We start from the raw sequence: 24,274 nt of genomic DNA, 5'->3' as shown, positions 1-24,274 counted from the left end.
GGGGCCCCCCCCGCCCGGGGGGGGGGGGCGCCCCGGCCGGACCTCGTCGGCGCGGTGGTCTCCCGGGGCGGCCGTCCCGACCTGGCCGGCGCCGCGCTCGACCAGGTGCGCGCGCCCACGCTGCTGCTGGTCGGCGGCCTGGACGAGCAGGTGATCACGCTCAACGAGCAGGCCCAGGAGGCGCTGCCGGACACGGCCGAGCTGACGGTGATCCCGGGGGCGACCCACCTCTTCGAGGAGCCCGGCACCCTGGAACAGGTGGCGCACAGCGCCGCCGACTGGTTCACCACCCACCTCCCCACCCCGCACTGAGGACCCACCCGGCAGGTGGTCAGGCGGGGGCCGGGGGCGCGGGCGTCGGGCGCTGGCGGTGTTGCTGGATGGTGTCGATCATCCGCCAGACGACGGCGGTGATCGGCACCGAGACGAAGGCCCCGGCGATGCCGGCGATCAGGGTGCCGGCGGTCACCGCCACCAGGATCACCGCCGGGTGCAGGCGCACCTGACGCTTCATGACCAGCGGCTCGAGCAGGTTGCCCTCGACCTGCTGGACGGTGATCACGGCGGCGAGGACGAGCAGTGCGGTCACCGGCCCCTTCGCCGCGAGCGCGACCAGCACCGCCACGGCGCCGGCCACGGTCGCCCCGATGATCGGGATGAAGCCGCCGAAGAAGGTGATGAGCGCGAGCGGGAAGGCCAGCGGCACCCGGAGCACCACCAGCGCCAGGCCGATGCCGATCGCGTCGATCGCGGCGATCAGCATCGTGCCCCGGCTGTACGCGCCGAGCGTCCGCCAACCCATCCGGCCGGCCTCGGCGGTCACCTCCCGGTTCGGCCCGGTCGTGCGGGACAGCGTCCAGCGCCACATGGACCTGCCGTCCTTGAGCAGGAAGAACAGCAGGACGAGCGCGAGCAGCGCAGAGCCGAGCACCTCCGCGGCCGTCCTGGCGCCGGAGACCGGGTCGACGGTGCCCTGCCCGAGCCCCTGGCGGGCCTGGTCGAGCAGCTGGTCGAGCTGAGTGTCGCTGACCGGCAGCGTCGAGGTCACGAAGTCCCGGGTCCGTTGCAGGCCCTGCCCCAGCTCGTCGCTCAACTCGCTGAACTGGTTGGCGGTGAGGCTCCACACCAGCGCGCCGACGCCGAACAGCAGGCCGAGCAGCAGCAGTACGGTGAGCAGTGCGGCCAGTGCGGCGGGCAGATGGAGCCGGCGCAGCGCGAGCTGCACCGGGTCGAGCAGCGCGGTGAGGAAGATGGTGACGGCCAGCGCGATGGCCAGCGGCGCGAGCAGCACCGCGATCTTCCCCAGCAGGTACAGCCCGGCGACGACCACCACCAGGCAGGCGCTCCACACCACGGCCGAGCGGACCAGCCAGGGGAGCGCGGCCCAGGTCTGTCGGGAGCCGGCGCCCCGGCCTGGCGTTCCCTCGGGCGTACGCCCGGCATCGTCTGCGACCACGTCGGCCCTCCTCGATCTCCGGCGAGTCGGTACCCGGCCGGCGTCCCTCCGACACCCGCGTCCCCTTTCACGCTAGATGGGCGGCCGGGGCGTCGGGGTCGACCGCCGGTTTCCCGAACGCCCCCGGGCTGCTGCTCCGTCGCGTTTGAGCCCTCGGGCCCAGGGAAGGCAGAGATCGGAACCGGCTTCGAGGAGGACCCCGATGAGCGACTTCATGGACAAGGCCAAGGACTTCGCCGACAAGCACGACGAGCAGGTCGACAAGGGCCTGGAGAAGGGCGGCGACATGGCCGACAAGCGCACGGGCGGCAAGTACGACGAGCAGATCGACAAGGGCGTCGACCAGGCCCAGGCGCGCACCGGCGAAGGCGACCAGGTCCGCTGAACCCCTCGTAGCGTCCCGGGTCGCCGCGCAGGCAGGTGACCCGGGACGACTGCTTCCTGACGGATCGACGCGTACCGCTAGCCAAGGATCGACCACTCTCGCTACTATCCGCAGTCGGAACATGACTCAAAGTGGAGTCATCCCCGACCGGACCGGCGCCCTCCCCTTGGGGCGCCGTGACGAGAGGAAGTCATCCGGTGACCGAGGCCTCCGAGACGACCGTCCCCCACCGCTATCCGTTCAGCGACCCCGACCGGCTCAACCTCGACCCGCGCTACGCCCGGCTGCGCCGGGACGAACCGCTCACCCGGATCCGGATGCCGTTCGGCGAGCCGGCCTGGCTCGCCACCCGGCACGCCGACGTCCGGACCGTGCTCGGCGACGCGCGGTTCAGCCGGGCCGCCTCGGTGGACCGGGACGAGCCCCGCAACTCGCCGCGACAGCAGGAGGGCGGGATCCTGTCGATGGACCCGCCGGAGCACACCCGGCTGCGTCGCCTGGTGGCGAAGGCGTTCACCGCCCGCCGGGTGGAGGAGCTGCGACCCCGGACCAGGGAGGTGGCCCACGAGCTGGTGGACGGCATGCTCGCGGCCGGTCCGCCGGCCGACCTGGTGGAGCACCTGGCCACCCCGCTGCCGATCCGGGTCATCTGCGACCTGCTCGGCGTCCCCGTGGCCGACCAGGACCGCTTCCACACCTGGTCCGAGGCGATCGTGTCGACCACCTCGCTGAGCCCGGAGCAGGCCCAGGAGTACATCGACAGTCTCCTCGCGTACATGGGCGAGCTGATCGCGCGGCGGCGCGAGCAACCCACCGACGACCTGATCGGCGCGATGGTCCGGGCCCGGGACGCCGACGACCGGCTCGCGGAGGACGAGGTCGTGCGCCTGGCCGCCGGGCTGCTCGCGGCAGGGCACGAGACGACGGTGACCCAGATCCCCAACTTCGTGTACGCCCTGCTCACCCACCCGGACGAGTGGGCCCGGCTCCGGTCGCGGCCGCACCTGGTGCCGGCTGCCGTCGAGGAGCTGATGCGGTACGTGCCGCTCGGCGCGTCCTCGGCCTTCGCCCGCTACGCCCTGGAGGACATCGAGGTCGGCGGCGTGCTGGTACGGGCCGGCGAGCCGGTGGTGGTGTCGATCTCGTCGGCCAACCGGGACGAGACGGTCTTCGCCGACGCGGACCGGCTCGACCTGACCCGCCAGGTCAACCCCCACCTCGGCTTCGGGCACGGGGTGCACCACTGCGTCGGCGCACAGCTCGCCCGGATGGAGCTCCAGGTCGTCCTGGAGACGCTGATCGCCCGCACGCCCGACCTGAGGCTGGCCGTGCCGGAATCCGAGCTGACCTGGAAGAGCGGCCTGCTGGTCCGGGGGCTCGTCGCCATGCCGGTGAGGTGGTGAACAGATGAGTGCGACGGACGAGCAGTGGCGGGTGCACGTGGACCCGACCCGGTGCATCGGGTCGGGGATCTGCGCGGGCACCGCGCCGAGGCACTTCGTGCTGGTGGACGGGTTGGCCCGCCCGCTGGCCGAGCGGGTGGCGCCCGACGACGCGTTGGTGGACGCCGCGGACTCCTGCCCGATGGAGGCGGTCATCGTGTCCGAGGCGGACGGCCTGCGCCGGATCGCCCCGGAGACCTGAGCCGGGCCGGTCCTGCCGGAGGCCTGGGCCGGGCGGGTCGCGTGGCTCGCCCGGTGGTCGCCCTCCGCGCCGGCCGGCGACATGCCGGTGGCCACGCCCCGGGCCGGGCGTGGCCACCATGGGCGGGGGCGGTCAGCGCTGCTGCTGGCCCAGCTCCGCCGCCGACGTGACGCGGCCGCTCAGCGCGTCCCGCATCCGGTCCACCAGACCGGCGCCGGGGTTGAGCAGCCGGTTCGCCGGCGGCCGGTCGGGCGCAGCCGGGTGCGGCCGGGTCGGGGCGGTCTTCTTGGTCGCCTCCACCTTGCCGGCCAGCTCGACCATCTCCTCGGTGGCGACTGCGGCGCGCAGGCGGGGGAAGAGGTCCGACTCCTCGTCCTTGACGTGGTGCCGGATCGTGCTCGTCAGGTGCGCCAGCAGCTCGTCGAAGCGCGGGTCGGACGGGTCGACCGCCTCCAGCTCCTTCATGGTCCGCTCGGCGTCGGCGTGCTCGGAGATCTCGTGCTCGGCGAGCTGGTCGCCGTCCGGCAGCGCCTTGCGGGCGGTCGGATAGACGTGCATCTCCTCGGCGACGGCGTGCCGGACCAGCTCGGCGATCACCACGTCGGCCAACTGCCGGCGGTGCTCGGGGGTGCCCTGCCGGCTCTCCAACTGCACGAAGAGTGCCTCGACCTCACGGTGGTCGGCGGTCAGGACGTCCACGACGTCCTGACCCCTGATGTCCTGTGGGTTGGTCATGCCTGCCCCTTACCGGTTGCGGAACGGTCGGTTGTGGGCCTGGTACCCGGGAACCGTCCACCGAACCCACCGGTCATCGATGTGTCGCCGACCCGCGTCCCGTGCTCGGCGGGCGCCCGTCGCGCCGGCACGGCAGAGGGCCGGCCCCCGTAGGAGGCCGGCCCCCGTCGGGTCGGGTCGGATCAGGACGAGTAGCCGCGCTCGGCGATCCAGTTGGCGACCTTCTCCAGGGTCATCCAGTACTCGCCCTCGGGGGCGGCCGGATCGGCGATCCGGATCAGGTCGCCGCCGTCCCGGTAGCCCACCAGGGTCAGGTAGTGCCCGCCCTCGTACGAGTGCGGGTTGCCGACCGTGTCGACTGCGGTGCCCTTGATGTTGGCCACCACCGGTTGGCCCTTGTCGAGGGCCGCGACGACGTCGGACCGCAGCCGGTCGACCTGCTCCGGCTTGGCAACCGGATCCGGGATCTCGGTGGTCCGGTACCCGCGGCCGGTCAGCTCGTTGAGCACGCGGGTGATGTCCAGGGCCGAGTCGGTGCCGGCCTCGGTGGTGCCCAGCCTCTTCGCGACCTCGTCCTGGGGGAGCGCCCGGCCCAGCGCCGACAGGGCGATCCGGGTCGCGGCCGGGCCGCAGTAGTAGAAGTTGGGCTGCGCCTGGTACTCGATGCCCACGGCGCGCTCGGCTCGCCGGTCGGCGCGGCCGTTCTTGGCGGCGCGGTCGTCCGTGTGCACCGCGCCGACCGGGGTGGTCGCCGCCGGCGCCGCCTGGGCGGTCACCGCCGGACCCGCGAGGCATCCGCCGGCCACCAGCAGGCCGGCGACGGAGAGACCGCTCTTCTGGACGATCGGCTTCATGGTCGGGCTCCAATCGGGGGTCGACGCCGCCGGGGGACCGGGGCGCGCAGCACCGGGAGGCGCTCGGCTCGGGGAATTCGACGGCCCGGGGCGGTCGGCCCACGGGCGTACTCAGGGATGCAACGGCCCTGCTCCGGTGGGCATTCCAGGCCCACGGCCGGGGGTGCACCGGCCGCACGTCGAGGTTCAACCGGGCCACGGGCGGCAGGATTCCGGCGTACGGATGCCCCGCGTCACACCCGGACCGGTCAGGCGTACGTGGGGGTGCGGGACGGGACGAACCGGTCAACCGGTCACAGGCTGCCCAGCAGGCGGGTAACCGCGATCTCGATGACCACCCGGTCCGGATTCGGGCGGGGCGTCCGGTAGCGCTCGGCGTACCGGCGCTCGGCCTCGGCGACGGCCGGCCGGTCGGAGCGCACGACGGCCCGCCCCTCGATGGTGAGCCAGCGCCGCCCGTCGACGTGGCAGACGGCCACCGGGGCGCCCCCGGGGCCGGCGGCGGCGACGTGCCGGGCCTTGCGGGACGCCCCACCGGTGATGACGCGGGCCAGCCCGGTCGACGCGTCGAAGGTGACCCCCACCGGTACGACGTGCGGGGTGCCGTCCGGGCGCAGGGTGGTCAGCGTGGCCAGGTGCCGTTCCCGGCAGAACGCCACGACCCGCTCGTCGTGGGGCGCCAACCGATGGTCGCCGGGCATGTCCGTCCCCTGTCTCGTGGCGCGGCGCCGATCATGGCACGCGACGGTGCGCCCGGTCGGCGCCGGACGGCGCGTCGGGTGCCCCGGGCAGCGGCGCGCTCGCGGCGCGGCGCTGCCGGACCAGCCTGCCCAGGTAGAGCAGCGCGCCGGTCAACACCGCCATGTCGTCCAGGTAGATGGGGTCGGGAAGCAGGTCGATCGGCAGGACGGTGTAGAGCAGCGCCCCGTAGAAGGCGAGCTTGCCGTTCAGCCCGAGCGTGCCGAGCAGGCGCCGGGTGCGGATCACGCGGACGGCCAGCACCACCGCGCCGACCAGCGTGACGACAGCCACGACGCCGACGACGATCCACGCCTCCCTGGACATGCCGTCACGCTAGCCCAGCGGGACCGGTTCCGCCCGGCCATGCCGGTCAGTACGCGGGAACCGCCGCCCGGCCCCGGGCCACCGACGGCACCTCGCGGCCGGTCAGCACCGGGAACTCCCGGGTCTGCTCAGCCACCCCGGCCCCCTCGACCAGCGGCAGCAGCGACTCCGACTCCTCGGGACGGCGGTTGACCGCGGCGAACGCCTCGTCCCGCAGGCTGCGCGCCGCCTCGGCGGCGTTCTCGGCCGCCCGCCACGCCGACTGCTCCCGCTCCCGGGCCGCCCGCTGCCGGGCGAGCAGGTTGTCGCGTACCGCCCGGCGCAGCACCAGTTCCTGCTCGACCGGGTGCAGCCGGGGGTCCCACCCGTCGCGGTGCGCGAAGACGTCGCTGAGCTGTTCGACCGACAACTCCTTGCGCCAGTACGCGTCGAGGGCGGCCCGGTGCAGGAAGCGCTCGCGTTCGGCGTACTCGGCGGGCGTCCGGACGGTACGCGGAAGGGGCATCGCCTCGGTGACCGCCAGCCGGCGCACGTCCGCCTCGGCGGCCTCGTACGCCTGCCAGGCCGCCTCGACCTCCTCCTGCGCGGTCAGCCACTCGGCCCGCAGGCGGGCGGCGGTGGTGGCGGCCCGTTCGGCGGCGACCGAGACCTCCCCCGCGTACCGGGAACGTTCGCGCTCCTCCTCGACCCGTTCCAACTCGCTCGGCATCGCGGCGCGCCGGATGCGGGAGCCGGCGTCGAAGCGGAGCCGGCCGGGACGCAGCACCAGGCCGGCCACGGTGACGGCGACGACCCCGAGCAGGCTCAGCCAGATCACGGCGGCCCGGGGCACGTCGAGCAGGACGGAGGAGAACACGTTTTCCATGGTCAGCACCTCGCGGTCGATCGAGGGAATCGACAGGGTCTGTGCCCGGCGTGCGGGCGGGTGGGCATCGTGGGCGCGCGTGCGGGCGTACCGCGGCGGTGGCCGCTCCGGCGACGGACCGACGGGTGGCCGCCGGTGACGTGGCGGCCGGGGCCGGGCGGACGGACGCGCGTGGCGGCGGTCCGTCGCCGTCCGTCGCCCCGGATGCGGAGCCGGTGGCCGACGGTTCAGGCGGCGGGCGGACCGCGCCGGGCGGGGACGCCCCTGCCGGGCTCGCGGGCGGGGCCGTCCGGGCGGGCGACCGCCACGGCGGCGGCGTCGGCCAAAGTGTCGTCGTGCCGGACCGCCGGCGGGGCGGCGAAGCCGTCGGCCTGTTCGGCCACCGGCTCGCGGCGCGACAGCGGTGGGGTGAGCGGGGCGCTCGCGCCGGCCGGGACGGCGGCCGGAACGGGGGCGGTGACGGCGGCGAACGGTGCCGGGGCCGATGCGGCGGTCGCGCCGCCGAGGCCCACGGCGAGCACCAGCGCGGCGACCGCCAGCCGGGTCAGCTCACGCAGGGAGCGCAGCGTCACCGACCAGAACGGGTCGACGGACGCTACGGAGGGCACCCGTCCAACCTATCGCCCGGGCCGGGCTCGTGCAGCGCGCCGACGGCCCGGGATCGGGTGACCGCCGCCACGATGTCCGAAAAGGATCGTCGGGCGGGTGCGACTGCGCCCGCTGGGACCGACGCCGCACGTGCGACGGCCCACCCGGTGGTACGCCCGCCGGGTGGGCCATCGTCGTGCTGGTGCGCGTCAGCTGTCGGTGCCGAGCACGGGCGGAGCGGCGGCTGCGCCGTCGCCCCAGACCATGTCGTCCTCCGTCAGCCAGGTCAGCCGGCCGTCGGCGTCGTCGTCGTGCGTGCCCCGGGCGCCGCCCAGGACGCCGGGGCGACCGGCCCCGCCGCGTCCCGTCCCACTGGCCGCCCGGTCGCCGCCCTGTCGTGCGCCGTTGTCGAAGCGCCGGCCCATCCCGGTCGCGGACCGGTTGTCCGCCACCGGAGTGCCGCCGGCGGACCGGACCGCCGAGGCCGGTGCGTTGCCGCTCGCGGCGAGGGCTCCGGTGCCGAGCACGCCGCCCGCCGGGCCGAACTGGAGGCCCGGCCCGCCGGCCGAGGCCGTCGAGGTGCCGCCCAGCCCGACGGGACCCGTCGTGGGGGGCGTGCCGGTCAGCACCGTGGCGCCGGCGAGGGAGGTGCCGGCCGGGACGCCGCCGGGAACGCCGTCGGTCACGCCGCCGCCCGGCTGCCCGCCGCCGACGGCGCCCGGGACGAGCGTCCCGGTCGCGCCGCCGCCCGGTCCGGAGCTCGGCCGGTCGGGGGCCGCGACGGTGGCGCCGCCGGGCTGCCCGGCGAGGCCGGAGGTTTTCGGCGCGGCCGTCGGCGTGCTGGCGCCCGGGCCGCTGCGCGGGGGCGTCGAATCGCGGCTGGTCGTGCCAGGGATGTCCGGATGCGGCGGGGGCGGCGGGACGAGCCGGCCGTACGCCGAGAGGTCGTAGCCGGCGGCCAGCTCGGCCACCACGTTGACCATGCGCTGGTGGGCCTTCTCCTGCTCGGCCTTGTCCTGCTGGTGCCCCAGCAGCCCGCCGACCACGATGCCCGGCACGCCGAACACGGCGCCCTTGGCCGCGCCGGAGAGCGCCTGGTCGTGGTCGTCGGTCTCGGCCGGACTCTCCGCCTGCTCGCGGGCGGTGCGCAGCTCGCCGGACATCAGGGTCAGGCCCCGGCTCACGTCCGCCATGCCCTCGCCGAGCTTGTCGGCGTAGTCGGTGACGAGCGTCAACCGCCGCTGGAACTCCTGCGAGGCCGAGCCCGTCCAGGTGTTGGCGAGCTTGTCGAGGTCGCCGCTGAGCTCGCGGGACAGCCCGTCGAGCATGCCCTTGAGCGCCGTCCACTGCGCGGCGACGCCGTCGATCTGGCCCGGCTGGCCGGCCATCACGGCGTCGTAGAGCTGCTGGTGGCTGACGTGCTGGTAGCGCTGGGTGTATTCAGACACGCGGATCCTCCTTCCGCTTCAACGCGTCGTCCACCCCGTTCAGCGCGGCGGCGATGTCGGCGGAGTTGGCCGCGTTGCGCTCCTCGGCGGTGCGGTAGTTGGCCAGGATCGTCGCGGTGGCGCTCTGCGCGGCCTTCACCGCCGCACGCAGCCGGTCGACCTGGTCCACGTAGGACTGGTGGATCTCGGAGTAGCGGCGGGAGTTCTCGGTGGCGTCGGCGAACGAGCCCAGCGCCGGGGGCCGGCACTGCATCTCGGTGCTCAGCTTCCGCAACGCCTTCTCCGCCTCGGTCAGCCGGTTGGCCAACTTCTGGTGGAAGTCTTCCAGGGACAGCAGGTCGACTGTCGTGCGCCCGGTCATGGCAGCATCCCCGTACGTCATCGTCGCTAACCGTTGGCAGGGCTCAGGTTAGTCGACGGGTGCGACGCGGGCGACCCGCCACCGGCGTCGATCCGTCACGCGCGGGTCCGGCTCCGCTCGCGAGCGGGCCGACCTCAGCCGTCCGCTCCCGGGCTGGCGGACGAGCCGTCCGGCGAGGCCGGCGCGTCCGACGCCGGTTGCCCGGAGGGCGTCACCGGCGTACCGGACCGCTCCGGCGCGGGGCTGCCCGTCGGCTTCGCCGCGCCGGCCGACGGCTTCGCCGGGGCCGACGGCGCGGGGCCGGGCGCGAAGTGGGCGAGCGCGTCGTCCCGCGAGAGCGTCGGCCCCGTGGGCACGAGGGCCAGCAGCGACGCCGGTACGGCCAGCGGGGTGACCCCCTCGTAGCCGAGCGCCGACATGGCGCCGACGCCGAGCGGGTAGCGGACGCCCTGGGCGCTGATCAGGTGGACGGTGGCGCCGGGGGCGGCCGTGCCGCTCTCGCCGGACCCGGGCGTGGCCTGCACGAGCACGCCCTTGCCCCCGGGCAGCAGCACGCCCTCGGCGGTACGCACGCCGTCGCGCGCGCTCTGTCGCACGGGCACCCCGCCGGGCGCGGCCAGCTCCGCCGGCACCCGGTCGAAGACCTCCAGCGTGGTGGTGGGCGGCCCGCCGTCGGTGCCCGCCCGGTAGGTCGCGCAGACCGCCGTCCGGCCCGCGGTGACCGGGTGCAGCGCGGGCAGGGCCTGCGGCATCCCGGCCTCCTCCGCCCGCTCGTCGGTCAGCAGCTTGCCGGCCTGCGCCGGGGTGATGTCGGTGACCTGGCCGCCGTCGCGCAGCAGCAGCAGCGCGCTGATCTCGCCGATCGCGGAGAGACCCTCCCGGGTGAGCACGTAGTGCTGGCCCGCCGCCCGGAAGACCTGACCGACCTTGGCCGGGCGCTCGGTCAGCGTGCTGGCCTCGTCCTCGCCGGCGATGGTCGGCTGCCGCATGACCGGCCCGGCCGGCACGGCGTTGAGCAGTTGCTGCCCCACGGGCAGGCGGGGCGCGTTGGCCATCCGCAGCGCGGCGAGCGCGGAGTCGCCGCCCGTCACCTGCAACCGCCGGTCGCCGGTGAGCAGGTGCCGCTGGCCGTCGGCCTCCACCAGCACGGCCCGGTCGCCGAGCGGCGCACCACCGGGCAGCGGACGGTCGATCACCACCCGGGTGCCGGAGCGGCGGGGATCGGCCGGGTCCGGGACGTCGCAGACGGACCAGGGCAGGCCCGTCAGGGACTTGCGGTCCGGGAGCGCGTCGGGGGCGCCGACGATGCCGACCGTACGGCCCCGGGGCCGGTCCCGGATCGACGCCTGGGACATCGTGCGGACCTGCGGGGCCGGCTCGTTGATGATCAGTCGGGCGGAGGCGTAGTTGAGGGTGGGGTGCAGCTGCCCGTCGACGAAGACGTACGTCGCCCCGGTCTCCCGCTCGATCACCAGGGTGTTCGGCTCCAGCGGCGCCGTGTTGCCGGTGAACTGCCCGTACGCGCCGACGCCACCGAGCACCACGGCCGCGGCGATGACGCTGCCGAAGACCGCCATGCCGAGCCGCCGCATCGGCAGGTTGCTGGTCTCGGGGTCGCCCGACAGCAGCGCCGAGACGATCCGGCGGGTGACGAAGCGGTACGCCTGCACCTGGTCGCGGCGGGTCCGCATGACTTACCTCCGGCGGGGGTGGGTCCGCGACGAGCAGGTCCGAGTCGGTGTCGCGGGCTTCCCTACGATAAGGGGCCGTCGACGGGTCACCGGGACCAGCGCCCGACCCGATCCGGCGGACGCTCCGCCGTCCAGAAAGGGACTGTCAGCGATGACGCAGGTTCAGGCGCCACCCGGTCGTCCGGCACCGCAGCCGTCCGGCGTCGCCCAGCGGCCGGTCGTCCCGGCCGACCGGCGCGGCCGTGGTCGGATCGGGCCCGTGGCCGTGGGGCAGCTCGTGGTGCTGGAACTCTGCGCCCTGGCCGTCTGGGCGGCGCTGGGCGGGCCGGGCTGGTTGGCCCCCACCGTCGGGGTGCTGTCGCTGGCGGTGGTGGGCGCGGTCTTCGCCCGCCGGGGTGGCCGCTGGTGGTACGAGGACCTGCTGCTGCGCCGGCGGCTGCGGCGGCGTCGGGAGGCGGCCAGGAGCGCCGTCGCGGCGGGCGGCGGAGCCGACCCCAGGCTGGCCCCTCTGGCCCCGGAGCTGACTGTGACCGAGCTCACGGACCGCGGCACCCGCCTCGGCATCGGGCAGGACGCGCAGGGCTGGTTCGCGGCGGTGGCGTTGCAGGGCCACGCCGGGGTGCCCGCCGGATCGGTCGACGCGTCGGTGCTGGACCGGGCGCTGCGCGTGCTCGCCGACTTCACCGGCCCGGTCACCCGCGCCCAGGTCGTCTCGCACACCCTCGTCTGGTACCCGGCGCCGGGGGCGCCACCCGCGGCCCACCGGACGGTCTGGCTGGCGCTGCGGCTCTCCGTACGCGACGCCCGCGTCGAGACCGTCAGCCGGGGCGGCGGCATGCCCGGCGTGCACCGCACGCTCTCCGCCGGCATCGGCCGGCTGGGCAAGGCGTTGACCGCCGCCGGGCTCGACCACCGCCCCCTCAGCCGCGACGAGCTGCGCGCGGCGGTCGTCTCGGCGGCCGGGCTGGACCTGGCGCCGACGCCGCCGGCGGAGACCTGGACGGGGCTGCGCGGCGGCGGCTGGACCCAGCGTTGCCTGGTCCTGCGGCCCCGGGCCGACGCGCCGTTCGGCCCGCTGGTGGACGCGGTGACGGCGACGTCCGCCCCCTCGCACACCCTGGCCGTCGTGGTGCAGCCGGGCGGGCGCGTCGCCCCGCCGATGCTCCGGGTGGCGGCGCTCGACGACCACGTGGAGGCGCTGGTCAAGGCGGTACGGGAGGTGGCCCGCCGGTCCGGCGCCCCGGCCCGCCCCGTGGACGGCCAGCACGGTCCCGGCGTCTACGCCACCGCCCCGGCCGCCACCACGATCACGACCCTGCACCCGACCGACTGAGGACCGGGGACGCCGAGCGCGGGTCAGGGCCGCAGGTTGACGATCCAGCCGTAGAGGCCGACGACCCAGAAGGCCAGCGGGACCAGCGCGATGATCAGCATGATCTCCACGATGTCGAGCAGCCGGCCCCACACCGGGGAGATCCGCTTGCCGGCCACGGTGAGCCCGTAGATCAGGCTCACCACGGCCGCGAGCACCAGGCCGCCGAGGATCAGGCCGAGGCGTACCGCCGTCGAACCGTTGCCGAACGTGGCGGCGGCGGTCAGGCCGAGCCCGGCCGTGCCGGCGAACAGCACCGGGGTGCGCTGGGCGCGGCCCAGGAACGGCCGGGCCCGCAGCAGCGACAGCAGGGCCAGCACGAGGCAGAGCAGCACCGCCGGCAGGCTGCCGTGCAGCGCGAGCACGACCTGGGCGCCCAGCACCAGCAGCGACACCGTCCAGAGCAGCCCCGTCAGGAACCCGTCGGCCCGCTCGCTGAGCTGGAGGACCTGGCGGCCGTCCACCGACTCGGTGTCGCTCTTCAGGTCGTCGGGGCCGGTCGGGATGGACGGCACCGGCAGCCGGGCCAGCCGGTACGCCGCCATCGGCAGCGCCGGCACCGCGCCGAACGCGACCGCGGCGACGACGGCCGCCGCCGCCGGCGCGTCGGTGTCGAAGGCCAGGCTGACCACCGCGCCGAGGCCGGTGCCCGCGCCGACCGCGACCGCGCCGAAGAAGAGCGGAAGCCGGTCGCCGACGGCCAGCGCGGCCACCGCCGCGCAGAGCACCACCGCCGTGGCGCCGAGGAGCACGTGCGGGGCGCCCAGCCCGGTCAGCGGGCGGTCGCCGGCGAGCAGCAGCAGGCCGCCGACGCCCGCGTACGCCAGGCCGACGACCCCCAGCACCGACCCGGTCGCGCTGTCGGCGGCGGCCCGGGACAGCACGGCCGCGGAGACCACCAGGGCGACCGCGACGACCAGCGCGGCCAGCGCGCCCGGCAGGTGCGGCGGCCCGGTGAACAGCGCCGCCAGCGCGCCGGCGCCGAGCGCCGCGGCGGCGAAGAGCACCGCGAAGGAACGGGTGGTGCCGACCTGCCAGGCACCCGGGCGCTGGTTGGTGGCGGTGGCCACGGCGTCGACCACGTCGTCGAAGACGATTTCCGGCGCGGTGGCCGACCGGGGGTTGAAGTAGAGCACCTCGCCGTCGCGGACGCCGAGCTGCGTGGCGGTCCGGCCGCCGTCCAGCGGCTGGCCGCCCAGCCGGGCCAGGCTCCAGCCGCCGTGGCGCACCCCCTCGTCGGCCAGGTCCTCACCCGCGTAACGGAGCAGGGTCGGCAGCAGGTCGGCGAGCGGTACGTCCGACGGCAGCGCGAGGTCCATCCGGGTGCGGGGCGCCACGATGGTGATCCGGCTCAGGCCGCCGGTCGCCGTCTTCGTCGCCACAGTGGCCTCCTCGCGCTCTCTACGATCACCCCTGGCCGGCGGCGCCGACGCACGGGTTCCTGACGCCCACGGGAGATTACCTACGATGGCGGGCACGTACGATGCCCACCCGACGACTCCGGTCGCTCGCCGAACTTCATCAGGGCCGCTTCTGGGGAGGAGACAGCCGTGAGCACGGTGGTGTTCCGCCGGCTCCCGCGTCAGCCGGGGCCTGCGCTGCCGCGAGGCGAGGTGCTGCTGGAGTCGCCTCCGGAGCTGCCCGAGCCCACCCCGCGCGGGATGGGGCAGCTGCTGATGATCCTGCCGATGGTCTGCGGCGTGGGCGCCATGGCGTTCCTCTACGCCGGCCGGGGCGGCGGCACGATGACGTACATCGCCGGCGGCCTCTTCGGCGTCTCGATGCTGGGCATGGCGATCGGGTCGCTGAGCAACGGCAACAACGACAAGGCCGAGCTCAACGCCGACCGGCGCGACTACATGCGCTACCTGGCCCAGATGCGCAAGCGCACCCGGCGCGCCGCCGAGCAGCAGCGGGCGGCGATGGCCTGGCGGCACCCGGAGCCCGACGCGCTCTGGTCGATCGCCGCCTCCCGGCGGCTGTGGGAGCGGCGGATCACCGAGGACGACTTCGGCGAGACCCGGATCGCCACCGGCCCGCAGCGTCTGGCCGTGGAGATCGTCCCGCCGGAGACCAAGCCGGTCGAGGACCTGGAGCCGATGAGCGCCATCGCGCTGCGGCGCTTCGTCCGCGCCCATTCGAGCGTGCCGGACCTGCCGACCGCGCTCTCCGTGCGGGCGTTCAGCCGGGTGGTGCTGCGCGGCGACCGGGAGCCGGTGCTCGACCTGACGCGGGCCGCGCTCGGCCAGCTCGCCACCTTCCACGCCCCGGACGACATGGTCGTCGCGATCGTCGCCGCGCCCGACCGGCAGCCGTCCTGGGACTGGGTGAAGTGGCTGCCGCACAACCACCACAGCGCTCGGACCGACGCGGCGGGCGCCCGCCGGATGGTCTTCGCGAGCCTCGCCGAGGCCGAGGAGGCGCTCGCCGGCGAGCTGGCCGGCCGGCCCCGGTTCGCGCCGGAGGCGAAGCCGCTGACCAGCGCGGCGCACCTCGTGGTGGTCGTCGACGGCGGCGAGGTGTCGGCGGCCTGCCAGCTCATGGGGCCGGGGCTGCTCGGCGCGACCGTGATCGACCTCTCCGGCACCGTGCCCCGGGACGCCGGGCGCTGGCTGCTCTGCCTCGACGTGGGCGACGGCAGCTCCCTCGAACTGGTCCGCGGCACCTCCTCGTCGCGGCTCGGCCGGCCGGACCGGCTCACCGAGTCCGCCGCCGAGGGGCTGGCCCGGCAGATAGCCCCGTACCGGCTCTCTCAGCAGCAGACCACGTCGGAGGAGCCGCTGGCGAAGAGCATGGAGCTGCCGGACCTGCTCGGCGTCGGCGACGCCGCCGCGGTCGACGTGCAGCAGACCTGGCGCCCGCGCAGCCACCGCGACCGGCTGCGCATCCCGCTCGGCGTCGGGCCGGACGGCAACGTGGTCGAGCTGGACTTCAAGGAGTCCGCGCACGAGGGCATGGGCCCGCACGGCCTGATCATCGGCGCGACCGGCTCCGGCAAGAGCGAGCTGCTGCGCACGATCGTCGGCGCGCTGGCGGTGACGCACTCCTCCGAGGAGCTCAACTTCGTCCTTGTCGACTTCAAGGGCGGCGCCACCTTCGCCTCGCTGGACGCGCTGCCGCACACCAGCGCCGTGATCACCAACCTGGCCGACGAGCTGCCGCTGGTCGACCGCATGAAGGACGCGCTGGCCGGCGAGATGACCCGCCGCCAGGAGGTGCTGCGGGCCGCCGGCAACTACGTCTCCCGCTACGACTACGAGAAGGCCCGGGCGGCCGGCGAGCCGCTGGACCCGATGCCCAGCCTGCTCATCATCTGCGACGAGTTCAGCGAGCTGCTCGCCGCGAAGCCCGACTTCATCGACCTCTTCGTGATGATCGGCCGGCTGGGCCGGTCGCTCGGCGTGCACCTGCTGCTGGCCAGCCAGCGGCTGGAGGAGGGCAAGCTGCGCGGCCTCGACACCCACCTGTCGTACCGGATCGGTCTGCGTACCTTCTCGGCGGTGGAGAGCCGGATCGTGCTCGGCGTGCCCGACGCGTACGAGCTGCCCAACGCCCCCGGCCACGGCTACCTGAAGACCGACACCAGCACCATGCTGCGGTTCCGGGCCGCGTACGTGTCCGGGCCGTACCGGGCCCCGGGGCAGGCCGCCGCGTCGTCGCGGGCGCTGGTGCAGCGCCGGATCGTCCGGTACGGGGTGGACTTCGTACCGGTGCAGAACCCGACCCTGCCGGTGCCGGACGCGCCCGAGCCGGAGCAGCCCGCCGACGGCAAGGCCGTGGCGATGCTGGACGTGCTGATCGACCGGCTGAAGGGGCGGGGCCGCCCGGCGCACCAGGTCTGGCTGCCGCCGCTGGCGGAGCCGCCGGGCCTGGGCGAGCTGCTGCCGCCGCTGAGCGTCGACCCGAGGTACGGCCTCTGCACCGCCTCGTGGCGTGGTCGCGGGCGGCTGGCCGCTCCGGTCGGCATCGTGGACCGGCCGTACGAGCAGCGCCGTGACCCGATGCTCGTGGACCTGGCCGGCGCGGGCGGCAACGTGGTGATCGTCGGCGCCTCGCTCAGCGGCAAGAGCACGATGCTGCGCTCCATGCTCGCCTCGCTCGCGCTCACCCACACGCCGCGCGAGGTGCAGTTCTTCTGCCTGGACTTCGGTGGCGGCGCGCTGCGCAGCCTGGACGGGCTGCCGCACACGGCCGGCGTGGCCGGGCGGCGGGACACCGAGGCGGTACGCCGTACGGTGGCCGAGGTGGTGGCCGTGCTGGACGAGCGGGAGAACCGGTTCGCCCAGCACGGCATCGACTCGGTGGCGAGCTACCGCCGGCGCCGGGCGGCCGGGGAGTTCGCCGACGACCCGTTCGGCGACGTCTTCCTCGTCGTCGACGGCTGGAACACCCTGCGCCAGGAGTACGAGGAGCTGGAGCAGACGATCACCACCCTGGCCAACCGTGGCCTGGGCTTCGGCGTGCACGTGGTGCTGACCGCCGTGCGGTGGGCGGAGATCCGGATCAACATGCGGGACCTGCTCGGCACGAAGCTGGAGCTGCGTCTCGGTGACGCCAACGAGTCGGAGATCGACCGGCGGGCGGCGGCGAACGTGCCGACCGGCTCGCCCGGCCGCGGCCTGACCCGCGACAAGCTGCACTTCCTGACCGCCATCTCCCGGATCGACGGCCGGCGCGACATCGACGACCTGACCGAGGCGTCCATCGCCCTGTCCCGGCACGTGGCGGAGGCCTGGAAGGGCCAGCCGGCGCCGAAGGTACGGCTGCTGCCGCGCAGGCTGCCCCTCAGCGAGCTGGCCCGGGTCGTGGACCGCTCGGCGCCGGGCCTGCCGATCGGCGTCAACGAGTCGGCGCTGGCCCCGGTCTACCTGGACCTCGCGAACGAGCCGCACCTGACGGTCTTCGGCGACGCCGAGTGCGGCAAGACCAACCTGCTGCGGCTGATCGCGCGGGGCATCACGGAGCGGTACACGCCGGCGCAGGCCCGGCTGGTCATCGCCGACTACCGGCGCGGGCTGCTCGGTGCGGTCGAGGGGGACCACCTGCTCGACTACGCGCCGTCGAACCAGGTGTTCGCGCAGGGGCTCGCCTCGATCCGCAGCGCGCTGTCCAACCGACTGCCCGGCCCGGACGTCACCACCGCGCAGCTGCGCGACCGCAGCTGGTGGAAGGGGCCGGACCTCTACATCCTGGTCGACGACTACGACCTGGTCGCCTCGGGTGGGAGCAACCCGCTCAGCGCCCTGCACGAGCTGCTGCCCCAGGCCCGCGACATCGGCCTGCACCTGATCGTCACCCGGCGCGCGGGTGGCGTGGCCCGGGCGCTCTACGAGCCGGTCCTGCAACGCCTGCGCGAGCTGGACCAGCCCGGCCTGCTGATGTCCGGCAACCGGGAGGAGGGCGCGGTCTTCGGCACGCTGCGGCCGAGCCCGCAGCCGCCCGGCCGGGGCACCCTGGTGCGCCGCCGCGACGGCCAGCAGCTCATCCAGACGGCCTGGTCGGAGCCGGCCTGAGGCGCCCACCGACGCGGCGGTCGGCGGGACCGCCCGGGTGTGACGGCATCCGGTAACCTGCGGCACGAGCGTCGCAGCCGACGAGAGGACCGTTTTGAGCACATCGTGGACGCCCGGCGGCATGGGCGGAGCCGGTCTGGAGGGCATCCTGCGCCAGGCGCAGGAGCAGCAGCGCCGGCTCGCGGACTTCCAGCGGCAGCGCGCCGAACTGCGGGTCGTCGGGGAGAGCCCGGACGGCCTGGTCCAGGTCACCGTCGACGGCGACATGAAGGTCGGCGACATCCAGATCGACGCCCGGGCGATGCGGCTGGACAGCTTCAGCCTGGCCGAGTCGCTCCAGGCCGCCATCGACGCCGCCTACGACGCGCACGCCGAGCGGCAGCGCGAGCTGCTGGAGGAGATGCTCGGCGGTGCCGACCTGGTCCGGCGGGCCGAGGCGGGCAAGGTCACCCCCGAGGAGTGGTTCCAGCAGTTCGGGGTGGATCTCAACGACCCGCTGCGCCGGCTGCGCGGCTGACGAGAGGAGAGGGTCCCGTGGCCAACGTCGTCGACGTCGACGCCATCCGCAAGGCCGGGCAGAAGCTCGCGGCCGCCGACGGCCCGATGGCCTACCTGCGCAACGCGCAGCGGGCGCTGGAGGGCGTCAAGCTGTCGGCCATGTCCATGACGCTGCTCGGCCTGTCCGCCGTCAGCGCGCACAACGACGCCGTCGACGGTCACCTCGACAACCTGCGCACCGGCGTCGAGCACCTGGAGAGGGCCGCCGCCAACCTCGAACAGAGCGCGCTCAACTGGGAGAAGTCGGACCAGCCCTGGGTGGTCAAGTGACCTCGCGGGTGCGGGACGCAGGGAGGGCTCGATGCCGGAGATCCTGATCGCGAATTCCTCGGGCTCGGTGGTGGGGACGCACAGCGTCGCCGCGCAGACCGCGCCGGTCCGCTCGCTGGCCGGGGCGGCCCGGGCCAACTGGGTGTGGCTGGTCGGCGCCGCCTTCCTGACCGCCGCCATCATCCACCTCGAGACGTTCGACAACGACGAGGTCAACCAGTCCATCAAGGAGTGGGGCGACGCGGCCCGCTTCCTGGGCGGCGACCAGTTCGGCGCGGCGCTGGAGAGCGTGATCCCGTCCAGCGAGGAGTGGGACTTCGACGACCGGGACGCGTTCGACGCCTTCGTGCAGAAGCTGAACGCCGAGATCGGGGCGCTCGCGGAGGCGCTCAACGCCAACAAGGACGCGCTTACCGCCGTCCGCGACCACTTCAACGCCTCGATCGACGCCCTGGTCGGCGCGCTGGTGCCGATCCTCATCGCGGTCATCGCGGCCGTGGCCCTCCAGGCGTTCCCCGCGACCGCGCCGCTGGCGCAGGCGATCGGGGTGGCCGGCCTCACCGCCACCGCGGCGATCCTCGGGCTCATCTTCACGGACATCGGCGCGCTGTTCTCCACGGTGGCGTCGGCGTTCCGCGGTAACAGTCAGTACAACTTCGTCTCGGACTCCCGTCCGGGCTGGGCGACCGGCGACGCCGACCCCGACATCCAGGACATCCAGATCGACTGGGTGCAGGACCCGGGCTTCTACCGGGCCTGAGCGACCGGGCCGAGAGGTGGGGGCCACCGTGTGGCAGAGCATGTTGTTCGGGTACGCGCTGGTGACCATCCCGGTCTTCATCGTCCTGGGGCTGGTCGCGCAGCTCACCCGGTCGCGCCTGGCCCGCAGGGCGATGGAACTCGTCCTGCTCAGCGGGGTGGCGGCATTCGCGGTGGCCCTCGGCACCCTCGCCGACGACGCGGTGCAGTGGGTGCTCGTGTCGATGCTCGCCCTGATCTTCGTGGTCGGGGTGGTGCTGCACGTGCGCTCGTACTCGCGCTCCGCATAGGTGCGAGGGGCCGCTCCGCCGGCGGTCGGGCGACCGCTCGGGGCAGGGCTGCGGGGCATGGACACCGTCCGCTACGGTCTTGACTGAGTGTCCGTCGGTGGGGTGATTGCCTTGCGGCGGGGGAGGACGCGGCGACTGCGCCGCCACAAGAAGACGGAAGGGTGTGAAGCATGGCGTTCGAGGTCGAAGCAGCGACTCTGCATACCGCCGCGGGTGACGTGCGCTCCACGCGCAGCGATGTCGACGGCGAGCTGAAGAAGCTGTGGAACGTGGTCGACGACCTGGCCATCGCCTGGAAGGGGCAGGCGTCCACCGGCTTCCAGTCGCTCATGCAGCGCTGGAACGAGGACACGGGCAAGCTGCTGACGGCGATGGACAACATCGCCGACCTGCTCGACAAGTCGGGTACGACGCACCAGGTCAACGACGAAGAGCAGCAGCAGATGCTGGACAAGTTCCACTCTGCACTCAACCCGTGATCCGCCGAGCCGAGCAGAGGAGGAACTCATGAGCATCAAGGTCGACTACGCGGTCCTCGAGAGCAGCAACCAGCAGATGATGGCCATCTCGAAGACCATCGACGAGAAGCTGGACACGCTGCGTTCGATGCTGTCGAAGCTCCAGTGGGACGGCGAGGACCGTGCCGCCTACGAGCAGCACCAGGCGCAGTGGGACGCCGCCGTCCGGGACATCAACAAGATCCTGAACGACATCGGTGGCGCCGTGGGCATCGCCCGCGAGAACTACGTCAGCACCGAGATGAGCAACGCCAAGGCGTGGAACTGACACAGTCGCCGACGCGGCTCCGGTCCGGTTCGACCGGGCCGGAGCCGCGTCGCGTTGTGTGCCGATAGGTCCTGGGAGAATCATGCGTGCGGGCAAGCCTTCGCGGTCCAAGCTCCGGCTGGCCGTCGCGGCGCTGACGGTGGTCGTCGGCGCCGGTTCCGGTCCACTGGCCGCGCCGGCCCCGGCCCGCGCCGACACGGTGCGCGGCCTCCAGTGGTACCTCGACACCCTGAAGATCCCGCAGGCCCACAAGCTCACCAAGGGCAGGGGCGTGACCGTCGCGGTCATCGACACCGGGGTCAACCCCAACCTGCCGGACCTGCGCGGTCAGGTCCTGCCGGGCAAGGGCATCGGTTCCGGGACGGCGGCCGACGGTCGCCGCGACGACGACGCCAGGAAGGCCCACGGTTCGGCGATGGCCGGGATCATCGCGTCCCGGGGCGGTGGCGCTATGCGGCACCTGGGCATCGCCCCGGAGGCGAAGATCCTGCCCGTTGCGATGGGTGACTCCTTCGATTCGGCAGACCTGTCGAAGGGCATCCGCTGGGCGGCCGACGCCGGCGCCGACGTGATCAACATGTCCGTCGGGACGGGCACGGCGGCGACCCCCGACGAGATCGCCGCCGTCCGCTACGCCCTCGACAAGGACGTCGTGCTGATCGCCTCGGCCGGCAACCGGCTGCAGAACGACCGCGTCGTCACCAGCCCCGCGAACATCCCCGGCGTCATCGCGGTGACCGGGCTGGCGAAGAACGGCGAGTTCTTCGCGCAGAGCGCCACCGGTCGGGAGGCCGTGCTCGCCGCGCCGATGCAGGAGATCATTTCTCCCCGGTCCGCGTCCGTGTCGTCAAACGGTTACGGCATCGGCAGCGGCACGAGCGACGCCGCCGCCATCACCTCCGGGGTGGCGGCGCTGGTCCGCGCCAAGTACCCGGACCTCGACGCGGCCAACGTGGTGAACCGGCTGATCCGCACCGCCCGCGACCTGGGCCCGGCCGGCCGCGACAGCCAGCACGGCTTCGGCGCGGTCGACCCGATCGCCGCGCTGACGCGATCGGTGCCGGCGGTCGACGCGCACCCGCTGCTCGCCGGCGCCCCGGACGGCGCCGCCCCGTCCGCGGGCGCGGCCACGCCGCAGAAGGACGACGGGCCGGCGGTGTCGATAAGCATGAAGAAGGACACGGGCGCGCTGGTGCAGGGGGCGCTCTGCCTGCTCGTGCCCGTCGCGTTGCTGATCCTCGTGATCGTGCTGGTGCGCCGGTCCCGCCGGAAGGCGGCCGTCGCCCGGCCCGGCCCGCCGGGTTACCCGCCGCCCGGCGGCCCGCCCGGCTATCCGCCGCCGGGCTATCCGCCGCCCGGCCCGCAGGCCGGTCCGCCCGGGTACCCGCCGCACCCCGGCCACCCGCCGTCCGGCGGCGCCCCGGAAGGGTCGCACGGCAACCCGCAGTTCGGCGCGCCCGGCTATCCGCCGCCCGGCGGGGCACCGGGCACGCCCGCACCGCCCCAGGCGGGACCCCCGCCCGGGTACGGCCCGACGCCCACCGGCGGAACCCACCCGTACGGTGCGCCGCCGGCACCACCTCCGCCGACCCCCGGCGGACACCAGCAGTAAGCCACATTGTCAGTCGGCGACGGGGAGGAACCGATGACGGACGACCGGACGAGCCCACAGGTGGACAGGACGGACCAGCCGGACGAGATCCGGGTGGACACCCCGTACATGCCCATCACCCCGCTGGCACCCACCGTGCACGTCAGCGGCATCACGATGGACAACGTCAACCGGGCGCAGACCCCCTCCGGCCTGGTGCCGGGGTCGGGCGAGAGCGGCGACAACACGGAGTGGGACGCGTCCAGTCTGGACAAGGCCATCGAGTGGTTGGAGTCGCACGCCTCGTTTCTCAACAAGCAGTCGTACACGATGGTCGAGATCCAGGACCGGATGGGCGGCGCGGCGGCGTCGGGCGGCATGAACGGCGTGGGGGGCGGGGCGACGAGCCCGCTCGGCGCCTTCGACCGGGCGGGCGACCTGGCCCGCAAGCACGGCAGCCTCTTCACCACCACGCAGCAGAGCGTCCGCAAGCTCGCCGAGGACCTCTACCAGGCCGCCAACGCGCTGCGCGAGGTCAAGGAGAACTACGAGACGGCGGAGAAGGCGAACGCCATGTCCGCCGCCGAGATGGAGCGCGCCTTCAGCCAAGCCGCCACCAACGGATCCAACGGCTGATCGGGAGGGTGACAGGATGCCGAGCTGGGAAGAGATGTGCCAGCAGATCGTCGTCGCGGGCAGGCCGGGCGACGTCACCAGTGCCGCCCTGGGCTGGGAGCAGCTGCTGAAGAACCTGAACTCCGTCAAGGAGAGCCTGGAGACGAACGTCGCCGATCTCGGTGAGGTGTGGAAGGGCCCGGCGTACGAGTCCTTCAAGACCCACATCAAGCAGATCGCCACGGACACGGGCCGGGTCGTCGACGACGCCGAGAAGCACAACGGCATCGTCCAGTCGCTGAAGACCGCCGCCGACAAGCTGAGCGCCGCGCAGGCCGAGTTCCCCATCCCCGCGAGCTGCGTGAACGACGTGCTGGAGGCGCGCAACGGCCGCATCGTGATCGACACGGGCCTCTTCGAGATGAAGGTCAAGCCCGACTTCCTGGGCCTGCTCGACCCGCTCACCTCGCTCGCCGACTGGCTCAACGACAAGTCCGACGAGGCGGCCAAGGTCTACAACCAGGTCAGCGGCGAATACGTGACCATCGACTCGGGCACGCCCGGCCAGACCACGCCGGGCACCACCCAGTCGCCGAACGTGGAGACCCCGAACCTGGGCGGTGGCCCGGGTGCCGGTCCGATGGGCGGTGCGCCCAGCATGGGCGGGATGCCCTCGACCGGCGGCATGCCGGGCGGTGGCATGCCGTCGCTCAGCGGGGCCGGCGTGCCCGAGACCGGGACCACCGGGATCGGCTCCACCGCGCACCCCGGCCTGACCACTGGCGGCTACGACCCGAGCGGTGGTTACGACCCCAGCGGTGGCTACGACCCGAGCACGGGCAGCCTCGCCGACGACTACGGCAGCGGCCTGGCCGGTGCCGGCGCCCCGACGGTCCCCGCGCTCGGCGGCGGTGGCGGTGGCGGCGGCCTGCCCGGCACCACCGGGCTCGGCGGCGGTGGCGGTGGCGGGCTGGGCGGCGGGGGCGTCATCCCGGGCGGCGGCTCGCTCGGCCGGCCGGTGAGCCCCAACATGGGCCCGATGATGGGCGGCGGCGCGGCCGGCGCCAATCGCGGCGGCGGCCGGGGCGCTGGTGGCAAGCTCGGCGCCGGCGGCAAGCTCGGTGCGGGTGGCATGGGCCCGATGATGGGCGGTGCGGCCGGTGGGGCCGGCCGTGGCGGCGGGCGCGCGGGTGCCGCCGGCGTGGGCGCCAAGGGCGTCGGTGCGGGCGCGCGGGGCGTCGGTGGCATGGCCGGCATGGGCGCCGGCTACGGCGAGGAGGAGACCCCTCGCAACACCTGGCTGGAGGAGGACGAGGACGTCTGGGGCGCGGACGGCGGCGGTACGCCGGGCATTCTGCGCTGACGGAGTCACGTCGCTGGGCGGGCCCCCCACCCCGGGGGGGGGGGGGGACGAGGTCGGGCGGGGTG

At 74.3% G+C, this 24,274-nt stretch carries 25 protein-coding genes and 1 pseudogene; 15 read left to right on the top strand and 11 right to left on the bottom strand.

What is annotated here, in order from left to right:
• Positions 1–312 (top strand): annotated as a pseudogene (locus tag AB0B83_RS25845) (hydrolase); the annotation flags it as partial.
• A 19-nt stretch (positions 313–331) separates the two neighbouring features.
• On the opposite strand, the gene AB0B83_RS25840 reads toward AB0B83_RS25845, so the two are convergent.
• Complete coding sequence (locus AB0B83_RS25840; RefSeq protein WP_357580329.1) at positions 332–1,456, bottom strand: AI-2E family transporter; 1,125 nt, start codon at positions 1,454–1,456, stop codon at positions 332–334.
• 202 nt (positions 1,457–1,658) lie between these two features.
• Between AB0B83_RS25840 and AB0B83_RS25835 the strand changes: the two genes are divergently transcribed.
• The 3 genes from AB0B83_RS25835 (at position 1,659) to AB0B83_RS25825 (ending at position 3,485) form a co-directional block, all read left to right on the top strand.
• Positions 1,659–1,841, top strand: a complete 183-nt coding sequence (locus tag AB0B83_RS25835) for an antitoxin (RefSeq protein ID WP_132231882.1) — start codon at positions 1,659–1,661, stop codon at positions 1,839–1,841.
• Between the two features lie 197 nt (positions 1,842–2,038).
• A complete protein-coding gene (locus AB0B83_RS25830; protein ID WP_357580328.1) occupies positions 2,039–3,244 on the top strand; it encodes a cytochrome P450 in 1,206 nt (401 codons plus the stop codon).
• A 4-nt stretch (positions 3,245–3,248) separates the two neighbouring features.
• A complete protein-coding gene (locus AB0B83_RS25825; RefSeq protein ID WP_132231878.1) occupies positions 3,249–3,485 on the top strand; it encodes a ferredoxin in 237 nt (78 codons plus the stop codon).
• Between the two features lie 132 nt (positions 3,486–3,617).
• Here the strand turns inward: AB0B83_RS25825 and AB0B83_RS25820 are convergent, their stop codons facing one another.
• From AB0B83_RS25820 to eccB, 9 genes are all read right to left on the bottom strand, one after another.
• Complete coding sequence (locus AB0B83_RS25820) at positions 3,618–4,220, bottom strand: hemerythrin domain-containing protein (protein WP_357580327.1); 603 nt, start codon at positions 4,218–4,220, stop codon at positions 3,618–3,620.
• A 182-nt stretch (positions 4,221–4,402) separates the two neighbouring features.
• Positions 4,403–5,074 (bottom strand): C39 family peptidase, encoded by a 672-nt coding sequence (locus tag AB0B83_RS25815; RefSeq protein WP_357580326.1) that lies wholly within the window; start codon positions 5,072–5,074, stop codon positions 4,403–4,405.
• Between the two features lie 293 nt (positions 5,075–5,367).
• A complete protein-coding gene (locus AB0B83_RS25810) occupies positions 5,368–5,775 on the bottom strand; it encodes a TIGR03618 family F420-dependent PPOX class oxidoreductase (protein WP_132231872.1) in 408 nt (135 codons plus the stop codon).
• A 31-nt stretch (positions 5,776–5,806) separates the two neighbouring features.
• Positions 5,807–6,139, bottom strand: coding sequence for a YkvA family protein (locus AB0B83_RS25805; protein WP_357580325.1), 333 nt, complete (start codon positions 6,137–6,139; stop codon positions 5,807–5,809).
• A gap of 46 nt (positions 6,140–6,185) precedes the next feature.
• On the bottom strand, positions 6,186–7,004 hold the full coding sequence (locus tag AB0B83_RS25800; protein ID WP_357580324.1) for a hypothetical protein: 819 nt from the start codon (positions 7,002–7,004) through the stop codon (positions 6,186–6,188).
• A gap of 227 nt (positions 7,005–7,231) precedes the next feature.
• Complete coding sequence (locus AB0B83_RS25795) at positions 7,232–7,612, bottom strand: hypothetical protein (protein ID WP_357580323.1); 381 nt, start codon at positions 7,610–7,612, stop codon at positions 7,232–7,234.
• Between the two features lie 189 nt (positions 7,613–7,801).
• Positions 7,802–9,040 carry a WXG100 family type VII secretion target gene (locus AB0B83_RS25790; protein WP_357580322.1) on the bottom strand — a complete coding sequence of 413 codons (1,239 nt, stop codon included), beginning with the start codon at positions 9,038–9,040 and terminating at the stop codon, positions 7,802–7,804.
• On the bottom strand, positions 9,033–9,401 hold the full coding sequence (locus AB0B83_RS25785) for a hypothetical protein (RefSeq protein WP_151456012.1): 369 nt from the start codon (positions 9,399–9,401) through the stop codon (positions 9,033–9,035). Before AB0B83_RS25785 ends, AB0B83_RS25790 begins: the two co-directional genes overlap by 8 nt.
• A gap of 134 nt (positions 9,402–9,535) precedes the next feature.
• On the bottom strand, positions 9,536–11,092 hold the full coding sequence (gene eccB, locus AB0B83_RS25780) for a type VII secretion protein EccB (RefSeq protein ID WP_357580321.1): 1,557 nt from the start codon (positions 11,090–11,092) through the stop codon (positions 9,536–9,538).
• 151 nt (positions 11,093–11,243) lie between these two features.
• On the opposite strand from eccB, the gene AB0B83_RS25775 reads away from it, so the two are divergent.
• Positions 11,244–12,425 carry a type VII secretion protein EccE gene (locus AB0B83_RS25775; RefSeq protein ID WP_357580320.1) on the top strand — a complete coding sequence of 394 codons (1,182 nt, stop codon included), beginning with the start codon at positions 11,244–11,246 and terminating at the stop codon, positions 12,423–12,425.
• A 23-nt stretch (positions 12,426–12,448) separates the two neighbouring features.
• On the opposite strand, the gene eccD is transcribed toward AB0B83_RS25775, so the two are convergent.
• Complete coding sequence (gene eccD / locus AB0B83_RS25770; RefSeq protein WP_357580319.1) at positions 12,449–13,846, bottom strand: type VII secretion integral membrane protein EccD; 1,398 nt, start codon at positions 13,844–13,846, stop codon at positions 12,449–12,451.
• 168 nt (positions 13,847–14,014) lie between these two features.
• Here eccD and eccCa point away from each other — a divergent pair, with 168 nt between their 5' ends.
• From eccCa to AB0B83_RS25720, 10 genes are all read left to right on the top strand, one after another.
• Positions 14,015–17,977: a type VII secretion protein EccCa gene (gene eccCa / locus AB0B83_RS25765; RefSeq protein WP_357580318.1), complete on the top strand. Its 3,963-nt coding sequence runs from the start codon at positions 14,015–14,017 to the stop codon at positions 17,975–17,977.
• 94 nt (positions 17,978–18,071) lie between these two features.
• Entirely contained in the window at positions 18,072–18,494 is a 423-nt protein-coding gene (locus AB0B83_RS25760) for a YbaB/EbfC family nucleoid-associated protein (protein WP_357580317.1), read from the top strand.
• A gap of 17 nt (positions 18,495–18,511) precedes the next feature.
• Positions 18,512–18,805, top strand: a complete 294-nt coding sequence (locus AB0B83_RS25755) for a hypothetical protein (RefSeq protein WP_357580316.1) — start codon at positions 18,512–18,514, stop codon at positions 18,803–18,805.
• Between the two features lie 31 nt (positions 18,806–18,836).
• Entirely contained in the window at positions 18,837–19,565 is a 729-nt protein-coding gene (locus tag AB0B83_RS25750) for a hypothetical protein (protein WP_132231854.1), read from the top strand.
• A gap of 28 nt (positions 19,566–19,593) precedes the next feature.
• Entirely contained in the window at positions 19,594–19,854 is a 261-nt protein-coding gene (locus AB0B83_RS25745; protein ID WP_132231852.1) for a hypothetical protein, read from the top strand.
• Between the two features lie 170 nt (positions 19,855–20,024).
• Positions 20,025–20,333, top strand: a complete 309-nt coding sequence (locus AB0B83_RS25740; protein ID WP_089002280.1) for a WXG100 family type VII secretion target — start codon at positions 20,025–20,027, stop codon at positions 20,331–20,333.
• Between the two features lie 28 nt (positions 20,334–20,361).
• Positions 20,362–20,640 carry a WXG100 family type VII secretion target gene (locus tag AB0B83_RS25735; RefSeq protein ID WP_101413905.1) on the top strand — a complete coding sequence of 93 codons (279 nt, stop codon included), beginning with the start codon at positions 20,362–20,364 and terminating at the stop codon, positions 20,638–20,640.
• 82 nt (positions 20,641–20,722) lie between these two features.
• Entirely contained in the window at positions 20,723–22,252 is a 1,530-nt protein-coding gene (locus tag AB0B83_RS25730; RefSeq protein ID WP_357580315.1) for a S8 family serine peptidase, read from the top strand.
• Positions 22,253–22,285: 33 nt separating this feature from the next.
• Positions 22,286–22,867, top strand: a complete 582-nt coding sequence (locus tag AB0B83_RS25725) for a hypothetical protein (RefSeq protein ID WP_311410556.1) — start codon at positions 22,286–22,288, stop codon at positions 22,865–22,867.
• Positions 22,868–22,883: 16 nt separating this feature from the next.
• A complete protein-coding gene (locus tag AB0B83_RS25720; protein WP_357580314.1) occupies positions 22,884–24,209 on the top strand; it encodes a hypothetical protein in 1,326 nt (441 codons plus the stop codon).
• Positions 24,210–24,274 lie beyond the last annotated feature (65 nt).

This window comes from Micromonospora sp. NPDC049060 (assembly GCF_040649055.1).
Lineage (GTDB): Bacteria > Actinomycetota > Actinomycetes > Mycobacteriales > Micromonosporaceae > Micromonospora > Micromonospora reichwaldensis.
This window is presented reverse-complemented; position numbering and strand designations above follow the sequence as displayed.